Origin of the sequence: Corynebacterium jeddahense, assembly GCF_028609865.1 — a bacterium.
GTDB lineage: Bacteria > Actinomycetota > Actinomycetes > Mycobacteriales > Mycobacteriaceae > Corynebacterium > Corynebacterium jeddahense.
Genome location: NZ_CP063194.1, coordinates 934,892 through 947,986, shown reverse-complemented (window position 1 = coordinate 947,986; position 13,095 = coordinate 934,892). Strand labels below are relative to the sequence as shown.

Annotated in this window: 19 protein-coding genes; 10 read left to right on the top strand and 9 right to left on the bottom strand. The window is 64.7% G+C overall.

Annotated features, from left to right (window positions below; translation table 11 throughout):
* Positions 1-36 precede the first annotated feature (36 nt).
* Positions 37-1,992: a bifunctional metallophosphatase/5'-nucleotidase gene (locus tag CJEDD_RS04725; RefSeq protein WP_042406559.1), complete on the top strand. Its 1,956-nt coding sequence runs from the start codon at positions 37-39 to the stop codon at positions 1,990-1,992.
* Positions 1,993-2,004: 12 nt separating this feature from the next.
* On the opposite strand, the gene CJEDD_RS04720 is transcribed toward CJEDD_RS04725, so the two are convergent.
* Positions 2,005-2,850, bottom strand: coding sequence for a trypsin-like serine protease (locus tag CJEDD_RS04720; protein WP_042406568.1), 846 nt, complete (start codon positions 2,848-2,850; stop codon positions 2,005-2,007).
* Positions 2,762-3,736 (bottom strand): DUF418 domain-containing protein, encoded by a 975-nt coding sequence (locus tag CJEDD_RS04715; protein WP_232297699.1) that lies wholly within the window; start codon positions 3,734-3,736, stop codon positions 2,762-2,764. Before CJEDD_RS04715 ends, CJEDD_RS04720 begins: the two co-directional genes overlap by 89 nt.
* Before the next feature lie 89 nt (positions 3,737-3,825).
* On the opposite strand from CJEDD_RS04715, the gene CJEDD_RS04710 reads away from it, so the two are divergent.
* A complete protein-coding gene (locus CJEDD_RS04710; RefSeq protein WP_042406573.1) occupies positions 3,826-4,494 on the top strand; it encodes a response regulator transcription factor in 669 nt (222 codons plus the stop codon).
* 3 nt (positions 4,495-4,497) lie between these two features.
* Entirely contained in the window at positions 4,498-5,538 is a 1,041-nt protein-coding gene (locus CJEDD_RS04705; protein WP_042406577.1) for a sensor histidine kinase, read from the top strand.
* Here CJEDD_RS04705 and CJEDD_RS04700 read toward each other — a convergent pair.
* From CJEDD_RS04700 to CJEDD_RS04685, 4 genes are read right to left on the bottom strand one after another with little or no spacing between them, the layout of a single operon-like run.
* Positions 5,495-6,157: a Fic family protein gene (locus tag CJEDD_RS04700; RefSeq protein WP_042406580.1), complete on the bottom strand. Its 663-nt coding sequence runs from the start codon at positions 6,155-6,157 to the stop codon at positions 5,495-5,497. The genes CJEDD_RS04705 and CJEDD_RS04700 overlap by 44 nt on opposite strands.
* Before the next feature lie 2 nt (positions 6,158-6,159).
* Entirely contained in the window at positions 6,160-7,248 is a 1,089-nt protein-coding gene (locus CJEDD_RS04695) for a Dyp-type peroxidase (RefSeq protein WP_273657643.1), read from the bottom strand.
* Between the two features lie 43 nt (positions 7,249-7,291).
* A complete protein-coding gene (locus tag CJEDD_RS04690) occupies positions 7,292-7,762 on the bottom strand; it encodes a GNAT family N-acetyltransferase (RefSeq protein ID WP_042407212.1) in 471 nt (156 codons plus the stop codon).
* Entirely contained in the window at positions 7,740-8,096 is a 357-nt protein-coding gene (locus tag CJEDD_RS04685) for a VOC family protein (RefSeq protein WP_052333784.1), read from the bottom strand. Before CJEDD_RS04685 ends, CJEDD_RS04690 begins: the two co-directional genes overlap by 23 nt.
* A gap of 145 nt (positions 8,097-8,241) precedes the next feature.
* Here CJEDD_RS04685 and CJEDD_RS04680 point away from each other — a divergent pair, with 145 nt between their 5' ends.
* From CJEDD_RS04680 to CJEDD_RS04670, 3 genes are all read left to right on the top strand, one after another.
* Entirely contained in the window at positions 8,242-8,847 is a 606-nt protein-coding gene (locus tag CJEDD_RS04680; protein ID WP_042407215.1) for an HdeD family acid-resistance protein, read from the top strand.
* An 89-nt stretch (positions 8,848-8,936) separates the two neighbouring features.
* Complete coding sequence (locus CJEDD_RS04675; RefSeq protein ID WP_052333785.1) at positions 8,937-9,218, top strand: hypothetical protein; 282 nt, start codon at positions 8,937-8,939, stop codon at positions 9,216-9,218.
* Entirely contained in the window at positions 9,191-9,574 is a 384-nt protein-coding gene (locus CJEDD_RS04670; protein ID WP_052333786.1) for an FUSC family protein, read from the top strand. The genes CJEDD_RS04675 and CJEDD_RS04670 overlap by 28 nt, the downstream gene beginning before the upstream one ends.
* 42 nt (positions 9,575-9,616) lie before the next feature.
* Here the strand turns inward: CJEDD_RS04670 and CJEDD_RS04665 are convergent, their stop codons facing one another.
* Positions 9,617-10,036 (bottom strand): VOC family protein, encoded by a 420-nt coding sequence (locus CJEDD_RS04665; RefSeq protein WP_042407220.1) that lies wholly within the window; start codon positions 10,034-10,036, stop codon positions 9,617-9,619.
* Positions 10,037-10,145: 109 nt separating this feature from the next.
* Here CJEDD_RS04665 and CJEDD_RS04660 point away from each other — a divergent pair, with 109 nt between their 5' ends.
* From CJEDD_RS04660 to arfB, 3 genes are read left to right on the top strand one after another with little or no spacing between them, the layout of a single operon-like run.
* Positions 10,146-11,474: a hypothetical protein gene (locus CJEDD_RS04660; RefSeq protein ID WP_042407223.1), complete on the top strand. Its 1,329-nt coding sequence runs from the start codon at positions 10,146-10,148 to the stop codon at positions 11,472-11,474.
* Between the two features lie 2 nt (positions 11,475-11,476).
* Positions 11,477-11,689 (top strand): type II toxin-antitoxin system RelB family antitoxin, encoded by a 213-nt coding sequence (relB, locus tag CJEDD_RS04655; RefSeq protein WP_042407227.1) that lies wholly within the window; start codon positions 11,477-11,479, stop codon positions 11,687-11,689.
* A 48-nt stretch (positions 11,690-11,737) separates the two neighbouring features.
* Positions 11,738-12,181, top strand: coding sequence for an alternative ribosome rescue aminoacyl-tRNA hydrolase ArfB (gene arfB / locus CJEDD_RS04650; protein WP_042407230.1), 444 nt, complete (start codon positions 11,738-11,740; stop codon positions 12,179-12,181).
* A 47-nt stretch (positions 12,182-12,228) separates the two neighbouring features.
* On the opposite strand, the gene CJEDD_RS04645 is transcribed toward arfB, so the two are convergent.
* On the bottom strand, positions 12,229-12,534 hold the full coding sequence (locus CJEDD_RS04645; protein ID WP_042407232.1) for a HigA family addiction module antitoxin: 306 nt from the start codon (positions 12,532-12,534) through the stop codon (positions 12,229-12,231).
* An 8-nt stretch (positions 12,535-12,542) separates the two neighbouring features.
* Positions 12,543-12,824: a type II toxin-antitoxin system RelE/ParE family toxin gene (locus tag CJEDD_RS04640; protein WP_074432522.1), complete on the bottom strand. Its 282-nt coding sequence runs from the start codon at positions 12,822-12,824 to the stop codon at positions 12,543-12,545.
* Positions 12,825-12,947: 123 nt separating this feature from the next.
* On the opposite strand from CJEDD_RS04640, the gene CJEDD_RS04635 reads away from it, so the two are divergent.
* Positions 12,948-13,094 (top strand): toxin-antitoxin system antitoxin subunit, encoded by a 147-nt coding sequence (locus CJEDD_RS04635; protein ID WP_157034468.1) that lies wholly within the window; start codon positions 12,948-12,950, stop codon positions 13,092-13,094.
* Position 13,095 lies beyond the last annotated feature (1 nt).

Genomic DNA, 13,095 nt, shown 5'->3' with positions numbered 1-13,095 from the left:
CGTATTTGTGCCCGTGTTCTACGAAAGGTCCTGCTCATGCGCGCCCGCTACCGAATCGTCTGCTCAACCGTTACTGTCGCCGCCCTTTCGGCGGTAATTGTCCCGGCCTCGGCCGCCGAGACCACCTCCGAATTCACCATTTCCAACATCACCGACTTCCACGGCTACTGGGAGGAGACGAAGCGCGTCCCGGGTGCCGCGAAGCTGAAGTGCTCCGTGGACAAGGCCGCTGAGGGCAAGACCCACATCCTCACCTCCTCCGGCGACAACATCGGCGCCTCCCCGTTCGCGTCGATGCTGCTGAAGGACAAGCCGACGCTCGACATTCTCAACCTGATGAAGGTGCAGGTCTCCGCCGTGGGCAACCACGAGTTCGACCAGGGCGCCGAGGACTTCTCCACTCGCGTCGTCGACGCTGCCGACTTCGACTACCTCGCGGCGAACGCGAAGACGGTCAAGGGCACCAAGGACTATGTTGTGAAGGAACTCGACGGCGCGAAAGTTGCTTTCGTGGGGACGGTCACCGCGGACATGCCGAACCTGGTGAACCCGGAGTCGATCGCGGGCATCACCTGGAACGATCCGGTGCAGGCCACCAACGACCTGGCGAAGCAGCTCAAGGAATCCGGCGAGGCCGACGTCGTCGTGGCCCTTGTGCATGAGGGTGGAATCAAGGCAGCACAGTTCTCCGAGGACGTCGACATCGCCTTCCTCGGTCACTCCCACCGGCGGGTGCTGCAGCAGGACGCCTCTCCCCTGCTCATCCAGGCCGGCGAGTACGGCAAGAACCTGGCCAACGTAGACGTAAAGTACGACAAAGCGACGAAGAAGGTCACCTTCGGCAACGTCGAACTCCTCGACGCCGACGCCATCCGCGCGTGCGACACCCCGCAGCCGGAAATCGACGCGATTGTGAAAGACGCGGTGGAGAAGGCCAGCGTCGAGGGCAACAAGGTCATCGGCACCGCCGACGCCGACTTCTACCGCGCCGGCGATAAGGAGTCCCAGCTCAACAACTTCATCGCCAACGTAACCCGCCTCGGTGTTGCCAACAACTCCTCGGTCAAGCCCGACCTCGCCGTGATGAACGCGGGCGGGGTGCGCGCCGAGCTGGAAAAGGGCGACGTGACCTACGCCGAGGCTTTCGCCATCCAGCCGTTCGGCGGCGAAAACACCTACGTCGAGCTGAAGGGTTCCGACGTCGTCGCCGCCCTGGAGCAGCAGTGGCGCGACGACAAGGACCGCCCGATGTTCCCGCTGGGTGTCTCCGACAACGTCTCCTACACCTACGACCCGACAGCGCCGGTCGGTTCCAAGATCACCTCCGTGACCATCGACGGCGCACCGATCGATCCGGACAAGACCTACATCGTCGCCGGCTCCACCTTCATCCTCGGCGGCGGGGACAACTTCGAGGCCTTCACCCGCGGCAGCAAGCCGGTGAACCTCGGCTACATCGACCTGAACGCGCTTGTGGAGTTCCTCGCCTCCGACGCGAAGAAGACACCGCGCACCAGCCAGTCCAACGTGGGCGTGCACATCCCGGCGCCGCTGAAAGCCGGCGAAAAGGCAACGATCGAGCTCAGCTCGCTGCTCTACGAGCAGGGCGAGACCGCCACCACCGCCACCGTGAAGCTTGGCGACGCCACCGCGACCGCCCAGATCAAGCAGGATAACGGCGGCGCGACCGCCAACGAGTACGGCGTCGCAACCGTAGAGCTCACCGTCCCGGCCGACTTGCGCGGCACCCAGGAGCTACGCGTCACCACCGACGCGGGCACCGACGTGGTCGTCCCGGTCGAGGTCGCGCCAGCCAAGGCTGAGCCCGCTCCGGAAAAGCCCGCCCCGCAGCAGCCTGCCGGCGAAAACTCCTCGAGCAGCGAGGCGCCGCTTCCGATAATTCTGGCCAGCATCCTCGGTGTCCTCGGTCTGTTGACCCTGCTGTTGGCGAACCCGATCGACCAGATCCTCGGGCCGATCGCCAAGTTCTAATCGCCGGCGGAGCTACGCCTTCCGGCGCGACAACACCACCCACCCTGCGGCCACCGCGATCAGCAGGCCCACCGCTACCCCAGCCATGGTGAAGCCACTCGCCCGCGGCCCGTCGCTCGCTGGCATGCGCTCCTCCGGGGTCTTTTCCGGCTTCGACAGCAGACCCCGGATCCACTCCACCTGGTCCGCCACAGGGGCCACCGCCACCGCGGCGTTGGAGGTCATCTCCTCCTCCGTCGGGTTGTCGGGGTCCTCGAACAGGCCCGCCGACATCACGCCCGCGGCCTTGCCACCTGAGAAAACCGCACCGCCGGAGTCCCCGGGCTGGATGCGGGCACCGTCTTGGAGTGCGACGTCGAGGGCGGTGGGTGCCTCGAACAGCGCCAGCGGCGACTCTCCACGCACCTCGCCTTTCGCGGACGGCAGCTTCGTGGTCCCGCCGGAGCCATCGGAGGACCATCCGTACACGTTGACCTCGCCGGACGGCACCTCCTCCGCGACTTCCGCGAACCGACCGATCTGCATTTCCTCCACCGTGTGCGCGAGCGCTATGTCGCCGCGCGGGGCGACCTCCCACCGGTCGATCTGGTAGTTGAACTGCATCTCGCCCTGGCCCGCACGCACCGAGCCGCCCGGTTTCTTCGCTGCCTCCACGCAGTGGCGCGCCGTGAGTACCCAGTGCGGGGCGATGGCGGTGCCGGTGCACACGCCTTCCTCGGGGTCGGAGTCGTCCACGCGCACGGAGACCACCGCCTCCACCTCCGGGGTGTCACCGGCGAATGTTTGCGACTCCATCGCCCACGCCGGCTGCACTACGAGCATCCCCGCTGCCAGCATCAATCCTGCGATCTTCTTCATTTCCTTTTCCTTTCCACTTTTCAAAGCAATGAACCCCCGCCCCCACGATTCGACGCACTGCTTCCTCCACCGGCCCGCGCCGGAAAACGTGCAGCCACGCCGCCGCCATCGCCGTTGCCCCAGCGAGTGTGACCCACAGCCCGACGAACGGCGAGCTCACCACGTGCAGGCAGTACAGCGTCAGCGGCATCCGCCCCATCCGCGGCAGCACCACCTGCCACCGGCGCGCCACCACGCAGCACGCGGAGCAGATGCCTATCGACGTCCCGACGCTGCCCACCACGTCCAACACCCCACCCGTGTGCCCGTCAACGTCCAACACCAGCGGTAGCGGCACGTACCAGCGGGCGGCGATGTCCAGGGCCATCAGCGCAAGCCCCACCACAGCTCCCCACGCCAACCGCCGGCTGCAACCCAGCACGTGCCGGTGAAACAGCATCCCCGCCAGCATGAGTGCGGCCCACATGAACGGCGAGTAATTCAACGCCGGACCAAACGCGGCCACCAGTCCCGACACCACAGTCAGCACTACCGCCACCAGCAGCTGAACCCTCGAAGACCACTTAGGCGCCCAGGCGAGCGAAATCATGCAGATTCCGAGCGTGCCCAGGACGATGTAGATGTCCGTCGGCACCAGCGCGAGCCCGAAATGTAGCGCCACCAGCACCAACCCGCGCACCACAAAGTGCGCCGGCCGCGCCCCGCCCGCCGACATGAACGCCATCGACACGCCAGCCACGAACGCGAACAGCGCCGCCGGGAAGCCGTACACGACCTCCGCAAGTATGCCGCTCGGGTAGCTCAGGTGCGAGACGAACATCCCGATCAGGGCGATCGCCCTGGTCACATCCACGCCCACGTTGCGGGCACCACTCGAATTCTGCACAGCCAGGAACCTAAAGTGTGTCGCGTTGCGCCCGCGTTAACGCCCGTTGTTTACGCTCCCGCAACACGCGCGCAGCTACCATTCGCCCCATGACAATCCGGGTTGTGGTGGTCGACGACGAAACGTATCTCGCCGAAGCCGTCGGCACGGCGCTCAAGCGCGCGGGCATGGACGTCCGTGTCGCCTTCAGCGGCACCGAGGCGCTCATGCTTATCGACGACCTCCGGCCCGACGTCGTCGTCCTCGACCGCGACCTGCCCGGTGTACATGGGGACGAGGTCTGCCGCGAAGTCGTCGATACGCATCCGGCGACGAGGGTGATCATGCTGACGGCGTCGGGCACCCTCGACGACCGGCTGGAGGGCTTCGACCTGGGGGTCGACGACTACCTACCCAAACCGTTCGATGTGCCGGAGCTCATCGCGCGCGTGAAAGCCCTGGCCAAGCGCAACGCTCCCGCTCGCGGCGAGGTGTACCGCTGCGGCGACGTGCGCCTGGATACCTTCCGCCGCACCGTGGAGCGCGCCGGTGCGCAGGTGAACCTGAGTCCGAAGGAGTTCGCGATCCTGGAGGTGCTCATGCGTGCCGACGGAGGCATCATCTCGGCCGAGGAGCTGCTGGAGGAGGCGTGGGACGAAAACGCCGACCCCTTCACCAACTCCCCGCGCGTGACCATCTCCCACCTGCGGCGCAAGCTCGGCGACCCGTGGATCATCCACACCGTGCCAGGCGCCGGCTACTACATGGCGGAGGCGTAGGCGATGCAGCGGCTCTCCCTGCGCGCCCGCATCACCGTGTTGTTCGTCGGCACGGTCCTCGGCGTCGGCCTTCTGCTGATCGGGCTCGTGTACGCGTACCTCAGGCTCACCCCGGTGCCGTTCCAGGCCACCTTCCCCATCGAGGACAATGGCCTGGTCATCGACGCCGCCGTCCCCATCACCAACGAAATCCTGCGCGTCATCCTCGGTGTCTCCCTTACCGTGCTTGCGGTGCTCACCGCCATCGCGGGGGCGGTCGGCTGGTTCGTGGCGGGGTTGGTGATTCGCCCGCTCACCGGCATCGCCGACGCCGCCCGCGAGGTCACCGCCGGCGATCTCACCACCCGCATCGCCTACGAGGGCCCGCCCGACGAGATCGGCGACGTTACCGAGGCGCTGAATGTGATGCTGGATTCGGTGCAAGGTGCCGTCGATAGGCAAAAGCGCTTCGCCGCGAACGCCTCGCACGAGCTGAAAACCCCGATCGCCACTATTCAAACTGTCGCCGATGTCGCCCTCGCCGGACCAGACGATGCCCTGCGCCCCGCGCTCACACGCATCCGCGAGGTCAACGCGCGAAACGCCGACACCGTCGCGGCGCTACTGCAGCTCGCGCACCTCGCGCCCACCCTCGAGCCGGTCGACCTCGCTGCTGTGTGCCGCCGCGTCGCCGCCGCGTACGACATCCCCATCGAGCTCGAGCCCGCGCGTATCGATGCCTCCGTCACCCTCATGTCCCAAGCCATTGACAACTTGGCCCGCAACGCACTAACCCACGGCACGCCGGGGACAGCAACCATGCGTGTGTTCCGCGACGGTGGCCACGCGGTGGTAGAGGTGGCCAACGCCGGCGAGATGGTCGAGGACCCCGAAACCCTCGCCGAGCCATTCGCCCGGGCACGCACAAGCCGCGGCCACGGCCTGGGGCTCGCGCTGGTCAAGGCGATCGCGGAGGCGCACGGCGGCGCGCTCGAACTTAAGGCGCCGCCCAACGGCGGGCTTATCGCGCGGGTGCGGGTGCCAGCCCGTTCTGAAGCAGCATGACCTTCACGCCAGTCAGCTCGTCGCGGAGGTACCAGCGAGCAAGCATTTCGTTGAACCTGCTGGATGTGGCTGGGTCGTTATCGTCGAAGGGGACGGTGAGGAAAACGTCGCTGCCGCTGCCGATCAGGAAGGCGTTGGCCGCGAGGATCGCCGTGCGCTTGTTGCCGTCCTCGAACGGCTGCGCTTTCGCAAGACGCAAGAACAGCTCGATCGCACGCTCCACGTCGTTCGGCGCGTTCAGCGCTTGCGTGATCAGCGCGTCCAGGCCCGCTTCGTCGATTTCGGGTGGCTCAAAACGCCCGAGTGGGGTGCGCACCCCGATGCCCTGCGCGGCCGTGCGTAACTTTCCGGGGTTGAGCGCCGCACTGCGCGTCATCGCGGCGTTGATCCGCTTCAGGGCCGCAACGTCCAGCCGACTGTCCAGCCGACTACCCGCGCAGTCGAGCGCGATTTCGGCCGCGTCGCGTAAGTCCTCCAGCAGCGCAAGGTCACCCCGGCCCCGCACGCCGGTGGTGTCGCCGGTGCGCAGGAATGCGTCGGTGGCCGGACGGCTCGTCGATAAGCCGTCGAAGACTGTTCCGGCGGTGTAGATGACGTCGAGCAGATCCGCGACCTGCACTGTTACTCCCCCGCGCCGTAGCGAGCGTGCGCCTGCTCCACGTCCTCCGCGTTGTGGGAGGTGGGCACGTCCGCGCGGTCCGGGAAGACCGCTTTGCCTTGCGGCAGGTTGATCGCCGGCTGGTTCGGCTGCGGGTCCTCGGCGGGCTTGAGGTGGTCGTGGGCGTAGTCGGCGCAGTGGTCGAGGAAGAGCCGCGGCGGCGCGAAGAAATTGCAGCCGGTCAGCGCCTCCGAAAACTCCAGGATGCGGTCGGTGTTGCCCTCCGGCTCCCCGATGAACATGCGGCGCAGCATCACCTCGGTGATACGTGGGTCGCGCGCGTACGACATGAAGAAGGTGCCCTGCTTGCCCAGCGCGTCGCCGAAGGAGAGGTTGTTGCGCACGATCTCGAGGCCGTTGCCGTCTTCGTCCTCCACCTGGTTCACCGCCACGTGGCTGTTGCCCGCCTTGTTGTCCAGTTCGATGTCGGAGTGCTTCGTGCGGCCGATGACCTGCTCCTGCTCCTCCACCTTGAGGGCGTTCCATTTCTTCAGGTCGTGGACGTACTTCTGCTCCACGATGTAGCTGCCGCCGGCCCACATACCGTCGCGAATGATGGCGACGGCCACGCCCTCGTCGCCGCGCGGACTCTCGGTGCCGTCGACGAAGCCGAGCGGGTCGCGGAAGTCCTGGTACTGGAAGGCGTGAACCTCATCGTGGTAGTCGATCGCGTCCTCGAGCAGCGCGTTGAGACGGCGGGCGAGCTCGAAAGCGACGTCGTACTCGTCGGCGCGGATGTGGAAGAACAGGTCGCCCGGGGTGGATGGCGCGTGGTGCTTGGTGCCTTGAAGCTCGACGAACTCGTGCAGGTGCTCGGGCTTTTCCAGGGTGAACAGCCTGTCCCACATTGTCGCGCCGATGCCCGCGACCGCGCTCAGGTTCGCGCCCGGGTATCGGAAGCCGACGCCGTTGGTGAGGCTGGACAGGCTGGTCAGCGCCTCGAGCGCCGCCTGCTCGCTGCCCTCCTTGATGCCCACGGTGATGAACATCGCGTCCTTCGACTGCGGGAGGATGACGGTCTGGGTCACTTCTGCTTGGTTGCGTCCACTCATAGGGCCTCAGTATTCCCTATCCCGCCCAGGCGTGCACGAGCGCTTATAACTCCTGGATGTAGAGCAGCATGCGCGAGCCGTGCTCGATGTTGGTGAAGCCGTGGCGCTCGTAGAACCGGCGGGCGTCGGTGTCCACCTCGTCGACGTTGATCTGCATCTCCTCCGCGCCACGCTGCGCCAGCTCGTCGAGCACCCGCGCCATTATCGCGCTGCCGATGCCGGCGCCGCGGCGCCCCGGCGCGACGTAGAGCTCCTCGAGCATCGCCACCGGCCCGTCGTAGTACGGGCTCGGCCGCAGCGTGAGGTAGGCGAACCCGACCGTGCCGGCGAGGATGACGATGACGTCCTCGCGCGCAAGCAACGCGGCGAACCTGCGCTCGAGCCCAGCGGGCACCGGGGTGTCGAACTCGGTGTTGAAGTCGCGCAGCAGCATAGCGACGAGCTCCGCCTCCCCCTCGCCCGCCCGCCGGATTACCGCGTCCCCGGTTGGCTTAGCGCTCGCCGGTCGTGACATTCCATGCCAGGCCAAAGCGGTCCTCGACCACCCCAAAGTGGGCGCCCCAGGGTGCTTTCGCGAACGGCATCGTCACGGTGCCACCGCCGGCGGTGAGCTGCTCGATGAGGCGCTCGCCCTCCTCCGGCGACTCCACCTCTGCCGTAAAACCAAACACACCCCGCTCCAGCTTCTCAGCGCTGTGTTGCAGGTCGTCCCCGCCACCGAGCGTAAACGGGCCGGTCAGGGTGCCGTGCGCGACTGCGTCGCGGGGCGGATCGAACGGGAACTGCGCGCCGCGGTCGAGCTGCTCGCCGTAGGTGATGATGTCGAGCGTTGCCGGGGAAGGAAACATAGAGGGAAGTCTGCATGGGGGCGAGTGTATGCAAGAGTCCGGCGGCGGATCGTTTGCGATTTTTCCGCCACGGCGCAAAATAAGTGGCGCGGGTCATACCGGCCCACCGTGCCGTTCGCGCACGATCACGATGAAGGACACTTCCATGACCACTTCTTCCACTCCCCAGCGTCCGCTCGGCGACCGCGTCAGCTCGGTCGCGAACTGGAGCATCGGGCTGCTCGTCGCCCACGGCGCGATCGGCCTCATCTTCGGCATCCTCGTCCTCTCCTCGCCGTCGAAGGCGACGAATGTGATTACCCCGTTCGTCGGCTACCTCATCGCCTTCTGGCTCATCGACTCCGGCGCCACCGAAATCGCGGCCGTCGCCCGCCTGCGCCGCGACTTCCCGGGATGGGGCTGGGACATGTTCTTCGGCGTGCTCACGCTGATCGCCGGCATCGTGCTGCTCTTCGTCCCGGTCGGTACCGGCTTCTTCGTCGCGCTGCTCGCGCTGTGGCTCATCGCGTTCGCGGTGCTCTTCCGCGCGGTGGCGCTGCTCAACCACGGCCGCGGCTGGGGCATCGGCGTCGGCATCATCTACGCCATCTTCGCGGTCATCATGATCTGGCTCATCATCGCCAACCCCGGCAAGTCCGTCGAAGCGCTCGTGTGGACGGCCGGCCTGTGGGGCGTGGTCAGTGGCATCACCAGCCTCGTGCTCGCCTGGCAGCTCCAGGCGGTGCGCTCGGCGTTCAGCCAGCGCTACTAGCGCGCCCGGCCGTAAGGTCGTCGATACGCAACCGCCCCTGCGACCGATCACAGTCGGATGGGTTGGTGTGAACGCGTCGGAGGAGGGCGATGGTGGACCGGTTCGGGCCGTTATTTCGGATGGGGCCCGCACAGCGCGACCATATCCCGGCGTTCCGCACCGCCCTCGGCGTGGCCATCCCGATGTTCACCCTGCTCGCGCTGGGGCGGCTCGACCTGGCGATCTACGCCAACTTCGGCGCCTTCACCGGCGTGTACGGCAGGCACGCCACGCGCGGCAACCGGCTGAAATACCAGGCCCTCGCGGGCGACTCATCGACCCCCTCTCGCACTCCTACTGGGCGATGGTCGCCTCCGTCACGCCGCTGGTGAACTCCCGGTTCAAGGTTCAGTTCTACCGCGCGATCGAGCGCGTGCTGGGCACGCTCAGCGGCATCGCCGTCGCCGGCTTCTTGCTCTCCCACCCGATGCAGCCCTGGCAAATCGTCGTCTGGATTGTGATCCTGCAGTACCTCACCGAGATGTACGTGACCCGCAACTACACCATCGCCGCCAGCTTCATCACCCCGACCGCGCTGCTCATGATCCAGGTGGTGGACACCGCCCCCGGCGCGCCGATGCTGCTCGCACGCACCGCAGAGACCGTCATCGGCGCGGGCGCGGCGCTCGTGGTCATCGCGGTGGGATACGTGCGCAAGTACCCCTCTGTTGTGCTGCCGGGCCGTTAAAGCAATTGCTTAGCGACGGAAAGCTCCGCCCCACCCCGCGACCTACCTCCCGTCGCCAGTAGAGATGTTCCAGGCGAGTCCGAACTTGTCCTCCACGACTCCGAAGTGCGCGCCCCACGGCGCCTTTGCGAACGGCATGGTGACCTTGCCGCCGCCGCGGGTGAGCTTCTCGATGAGCTGCTCGCCCTCCTCCACCGACTCCATCTCGGCGGTAAAGCCGAAAACACCCCGGTCCAGCGTGCTGGAGTTGTTCTGCAGGTCGTCGCCCCCGCCGAACGTGAACGGTCCGGTCAGGGTGCCGTGCGCGACGGCGTCGCGCGGCGGGTCGAACGGGAACTGCGCACCGCGGTCGAGCTGCTCGCCGTAGGTGATGATGTCGAGCTCGCCACCGAACACCTCGTGGTAAAACTCGAGGGCCTCGCGGGCGTTGCCGGGGAAAGAAACATAGAGCGATGTCTTCATGCGCGCCAGTGTAAGCGGACGCGTGGGCGCCGAGAAGCTCTTGCGCAAGCCGCGAGTTTCCGCTGAAGAGTGCACGGAATGCACGCCCCGAGGACTACAGTTTCGGTGTATGGGGACTGCAAGTAAAGAACTGGCTTTCTTGGCAGACAGCGAAGGCCTGCTGATCCTGAGCGAGGACGAAAGCTTCCCACCCTCTTCCTCGCCCGCGTTTGAGCCAATGTCACCGCAAGTGCTTTTCCGCGCGAACAATGTGTTGAGCACGATCTCCGACCGCAAGTTCAAGTCCGGCAAGTACTACAAAGCGACAGACGAAACTGCAGCGCTACTTCGGCACCGCACGTCGACAGGACCGGTGCCAGGAGTCCTGCGTCGAAGCGATCTTGGGCTCGCTGACAACCCAAGCCAGTTCTTCAAACACACGTCTTTCCAAGAGGTGAAGTTCTCTCCAGTCATGGCCTCGAATGCTGCCGGCATTGCCGCGCAAGCAGCGATTGAGGCAGCAATCGCGGAAATCAAGGAGTATCTGGAGGTTATCGATGAGAAACTCGATGACCTCCTTCGGGAGCGCAAGATTAATGCGCTAGCTCAACTTGGCGGTATCCAGTACACGATTGAGGAAGCTGACGAACTTTACCGGCGCAGCAGCAGCGTTTCCGCAACCACCTGGTCGAAGGTTGACCACCTCGGATCAGCGCTGAATAGCATCGAGTCTTACGCCATCGAACAACTCGATGACGCAGTTGATCAGCTCCGGAAGCACAAGAACAACTCAAAGAAACTTGAAACGCTACTTGCTGGGTTGAAAGACGATCTTTCGATTTGGCTGGGCGTAGCTGCTCGGAGCATCTATCTCCACGATAGAATGTACGTCCTTGAACTCGCTCACGTAAACGAGTTTGAGCCCGCCCAGCTGGACTCCCACCGTGAAGGAATCGTCGAAGCGCGAAAGGCTCGATTGGGGTCAACGACCCGCCGTTTGCTCGAGATGGATTCAGCTGTCCGCGACGCAGCGAAACTGAGCAATCAGGTTTGGGTGACTAACCCGCTTCGCGCACGCCACATCACTGCGCATGCGAACAGTATTCACGACAACATCAGCGCGTTTGCTCAACATTTGCGCCTGAGCGTGGAGGATGCAGAGCAGCTCCAAGTTCAGGGGTGGCGCCAATCTGTGATGTCTCTAGCGGGAGACACGGTCGACGCCGCGAATCGCGCCCGTCGGTCTGCAGTGGATCAGGCCCAGAAAGCCACCGAGAAGATTCGCGACATGAACGAAGACCGGCTGCTTGCAAAGGCCGCAGAGATCGAAGCGCGGCGGGAGAAAGAAGCGCAAGAAGCACTCGAGCCTGCCGCCAGCGAAGACCATGCTGAAATGGAATCCCGCTCGAAGCGGCGCGGCTTCCGCTTAGGCCGAGACGAGAAAAAGCCGAAGGCGTAAGAGTGTTCCTGAAGATCCGATTGAGTAGCGAGGAAGCACCGCTCCTAGCCGAATTTGCGCGTTCGGAAGGCATGACTGTTTCCGAATTCGCTCGAACCGCCATCATGGAAAAGGTCGAAGACCTCCAAGATGTTGAAGAACTTCGTGCCGCCCTCGAGTCTGACTCCGGTGAGAGGTTCACTGCGGACGAGATTTGTCGTGAGTTGGGATGCTAGAGGATCGGAAGCCGTTGACTCAGGAGGCGAAAACGTAGGGTGGGCGGCATGAAGGACCTGACCATCGCGCCCGGCCCGGGGATCCCCGGCGGCGTGGTCATCGCCGCCGCCGACCTGACCGAGCGGTTCGCTAAATCGTCGGGGCCCGGCGGCCAGGGCGTCAACACGACCGACAGCAAGGTGCAGCTTTCCCTCGATATCGCCGCGTGCGCATCGCTTACCGACGCCCAACGCCGCCGCGCCCTCACCAGCCTCGGGCACCGCCTGGACGGCACCGTCCTCACCGTGGCCGCGTCGAACCAACGCTCGCAGGTCCGCAACCGCGCCGAAGCACGCCACCGCATGGCGGCGCTGTTGCGCGAGGCGCTCGCCCCGCCGCCTCCCCCGCGCCGGAAGACGAAGCCGACCAGGGGCTCGGTGCGGCGCCGTCGAGAAGCAAAAATGCGGCGCTCGGAGCTGAAGTCGACGCGCAAACGTCCCCAGCTTCCTTAAATCAGAGCCAAGCCACGAACCTAGGTGGCACTCCGCTCCGGAACCGCCTACGCCGAGGCAGCCTGGACCGGCTGAATCCGTTCGATCTCGGCAAGGGCCCTATCTTCCGCCAGCTCAATCTCATACTGGTTCTGCAGATTCATCCAGAATATCGGCTCCACCCCAAAATACTTTCCGAGTCTAAGCGCGGTGTCAGCCGTGATTCCACGTTTGCCGTGCACAATTTCGTTGATTCGGCGGGGCGGAACCCCGATAGACACGGCAAGCTTGTGCTGAGTGATTCCGAATCCTTCAATGAAGTCCTCTAAGAGAATCTCTCCAGGATGGATCGGCGGGTACAGTTTGTTCGACATGGTGTTCCTTAGTGGTAATCCTCAATGGTCACTTGTTCGGGCCCTGCGTCCTTCCAGCGGAATGTAATTCTCCACTGGTCATTCACTCGGATGCTAAACGCCCCTTTCCTATCTCCCTTGAGAGCTTCTAGGCGATTCCCGGGCGGTACGCGAAGGGAGTCAAGGGATACAGCAGCGTCGAGCTGGTGGAGCTTCTTGTTCGCCGACTTATGGATCCGAGGATCCAGTTTCGGAACTGGTTCACGCAGAAACACCAGCTCGGTTTCTCGGTTCCCGAACGACTGGATCATGCTTCACCCTAACCCCCATAACGCGAAGCGTCAATAACGCACAACGTTAAGTTTCGGCTCACCCAAATGCAAGTACACTCCCACCCTACGCAACCACACCACTCCCGCATTACGGTGACTACCATGAAGACAATAAACGGGAAGCCGATCAGTGAAGATCAGGTTGATGATTGGGTCGCCGAAGCCGAAAAAGGCTACGACATCGAGTTCTTACGCTATCGCGGGAGCGACCCTCGCGATTCAAAACGCTCCACTAAGCCGGAAGGCTGAG

What these genes read in the sequence shown, in the direction of transcription:
- CJEDD_RS04725 (WP_042406559.1), top strand. Translation starts at nt 37, where the DNA reads ATGCGCGCCCGCTACCGAATCGTCTGCTCAACCGTTACTGTCGCCGCC.
- CJEDD_RS04720 (WP_042406568.1), bottom strand. Translation starts at nt 2,850, where the DNA reads ATGAAGAAGATCGCAGGATTGATGCTGGCAGCGGGGATGCTCGTAGTG.
- CJEDD_RS04710 (WP_042406573.1), top strand. Translation starts at nt 3,826, where the DNA reads ATGACAATCCGGGTTGTGGTGGTCGACGACGAAACGTATCTCGCCGAA.
- CJEDD_RS04705 (WP_042406577.1), top strand. Translation starts at nt 4,498, where the DNA reads ATGCAGCGGCTCTCCCTGCGCGCCCGCATCACCGTGTTGTTCGTCGGC.
- CJEDD_RS04695 (WP_273657643.1), bottom strand. Translation starts at nt 7,248, where the DNA reads ATGAGTGGACGCAACCAAGCAGAAGTGACCCAGACCGTCATCCTCCCG.
- CJEDD_RS04690 (WP_042407212.1), bottom strand. Translation starts at nt 7,762, where the DNA reads ATGTCACGACCGGCGAGCGCTAAGCCAACCGGGGACGCGGTAATCCGG.
- CJEDD_RS04685 (WP_052333784.1), bottom strand. Translation starts at nt 8,096, where the DNA reads ATGTTTCCTTCCCCGGCAACGCTCGACATCATCACCTACGGCGAGCAG.
- CJEDD_RS04680 (WP_042407215.1), top strand. Translation starts at nt 8,242, where the DNA reads ATGACCACTTCTTCCACTCCCCAGCGTCCGCTCGGCGACCGCGTCAGC.
- CJEDD_RS04675 (WP_052333785.1), top strand. Translation starts at nt 8,937, where the DNA reads ATGGTGGACCGGTTCGGGCCGTTATTTCGGATGGGGCCCGCACAGCGC.
- CJEDD_RS04670 (WP_052333786.1), top strand. Translation starts at nt 9,191, where the DNA reads ATGGTCGCCTCCGTCACGCCGCTGGTGAACTCCCGGTTCAAGGTTCAG.
- CJEDD_RS04665 (WP_042407220.1), bottom strand. Translation starts at nt 10,036, where the DNA reads ATGAAGACATCGCTCTATGTTTCTTTCCCCGGCAACGCCCGCGAGGCC.
- CJEDD_RS04660 (WP_042407223.1), top strand. Translation starts at nt 10,146, where the DNA reads ATGGGGACTGCAAGTAAAGAACTGGCTTTCTTGGCAGACAGCGAAGGC.
- arfB (WP_042407230.1), top strand. Translation starts at nt 11,738, where the DNA reads ATGAAGGACCTGACCATCGCGCCCGGCCCGGGGATCCCCGGCGGCGTG.
- CJEDD_RS04645 (WP_042407232.1), bottom strand. Translation starts at nt 12,534, where the DNA reads ATGTCGAACAAACTGTACCCGCCGATCCATCCTGGAGAGATTCTCTTA.
- CJEDD_RS04640 (WP_074432522.1), bottom strand. Translation starts at nt 12,824, where the DNA reads ATGATCCAGTCGTTCGGGAACCGAGAAACCGAGCTGGTGTTTCTGCGT.
- CJEDD_RS04635 (WP_157034468.1), top strand. Translation starts at nt 12,948, where the DNA reads ATGAAGACAATAAACGGGAAGCCGATCAGTGAAGATCAGGTTGATGAT.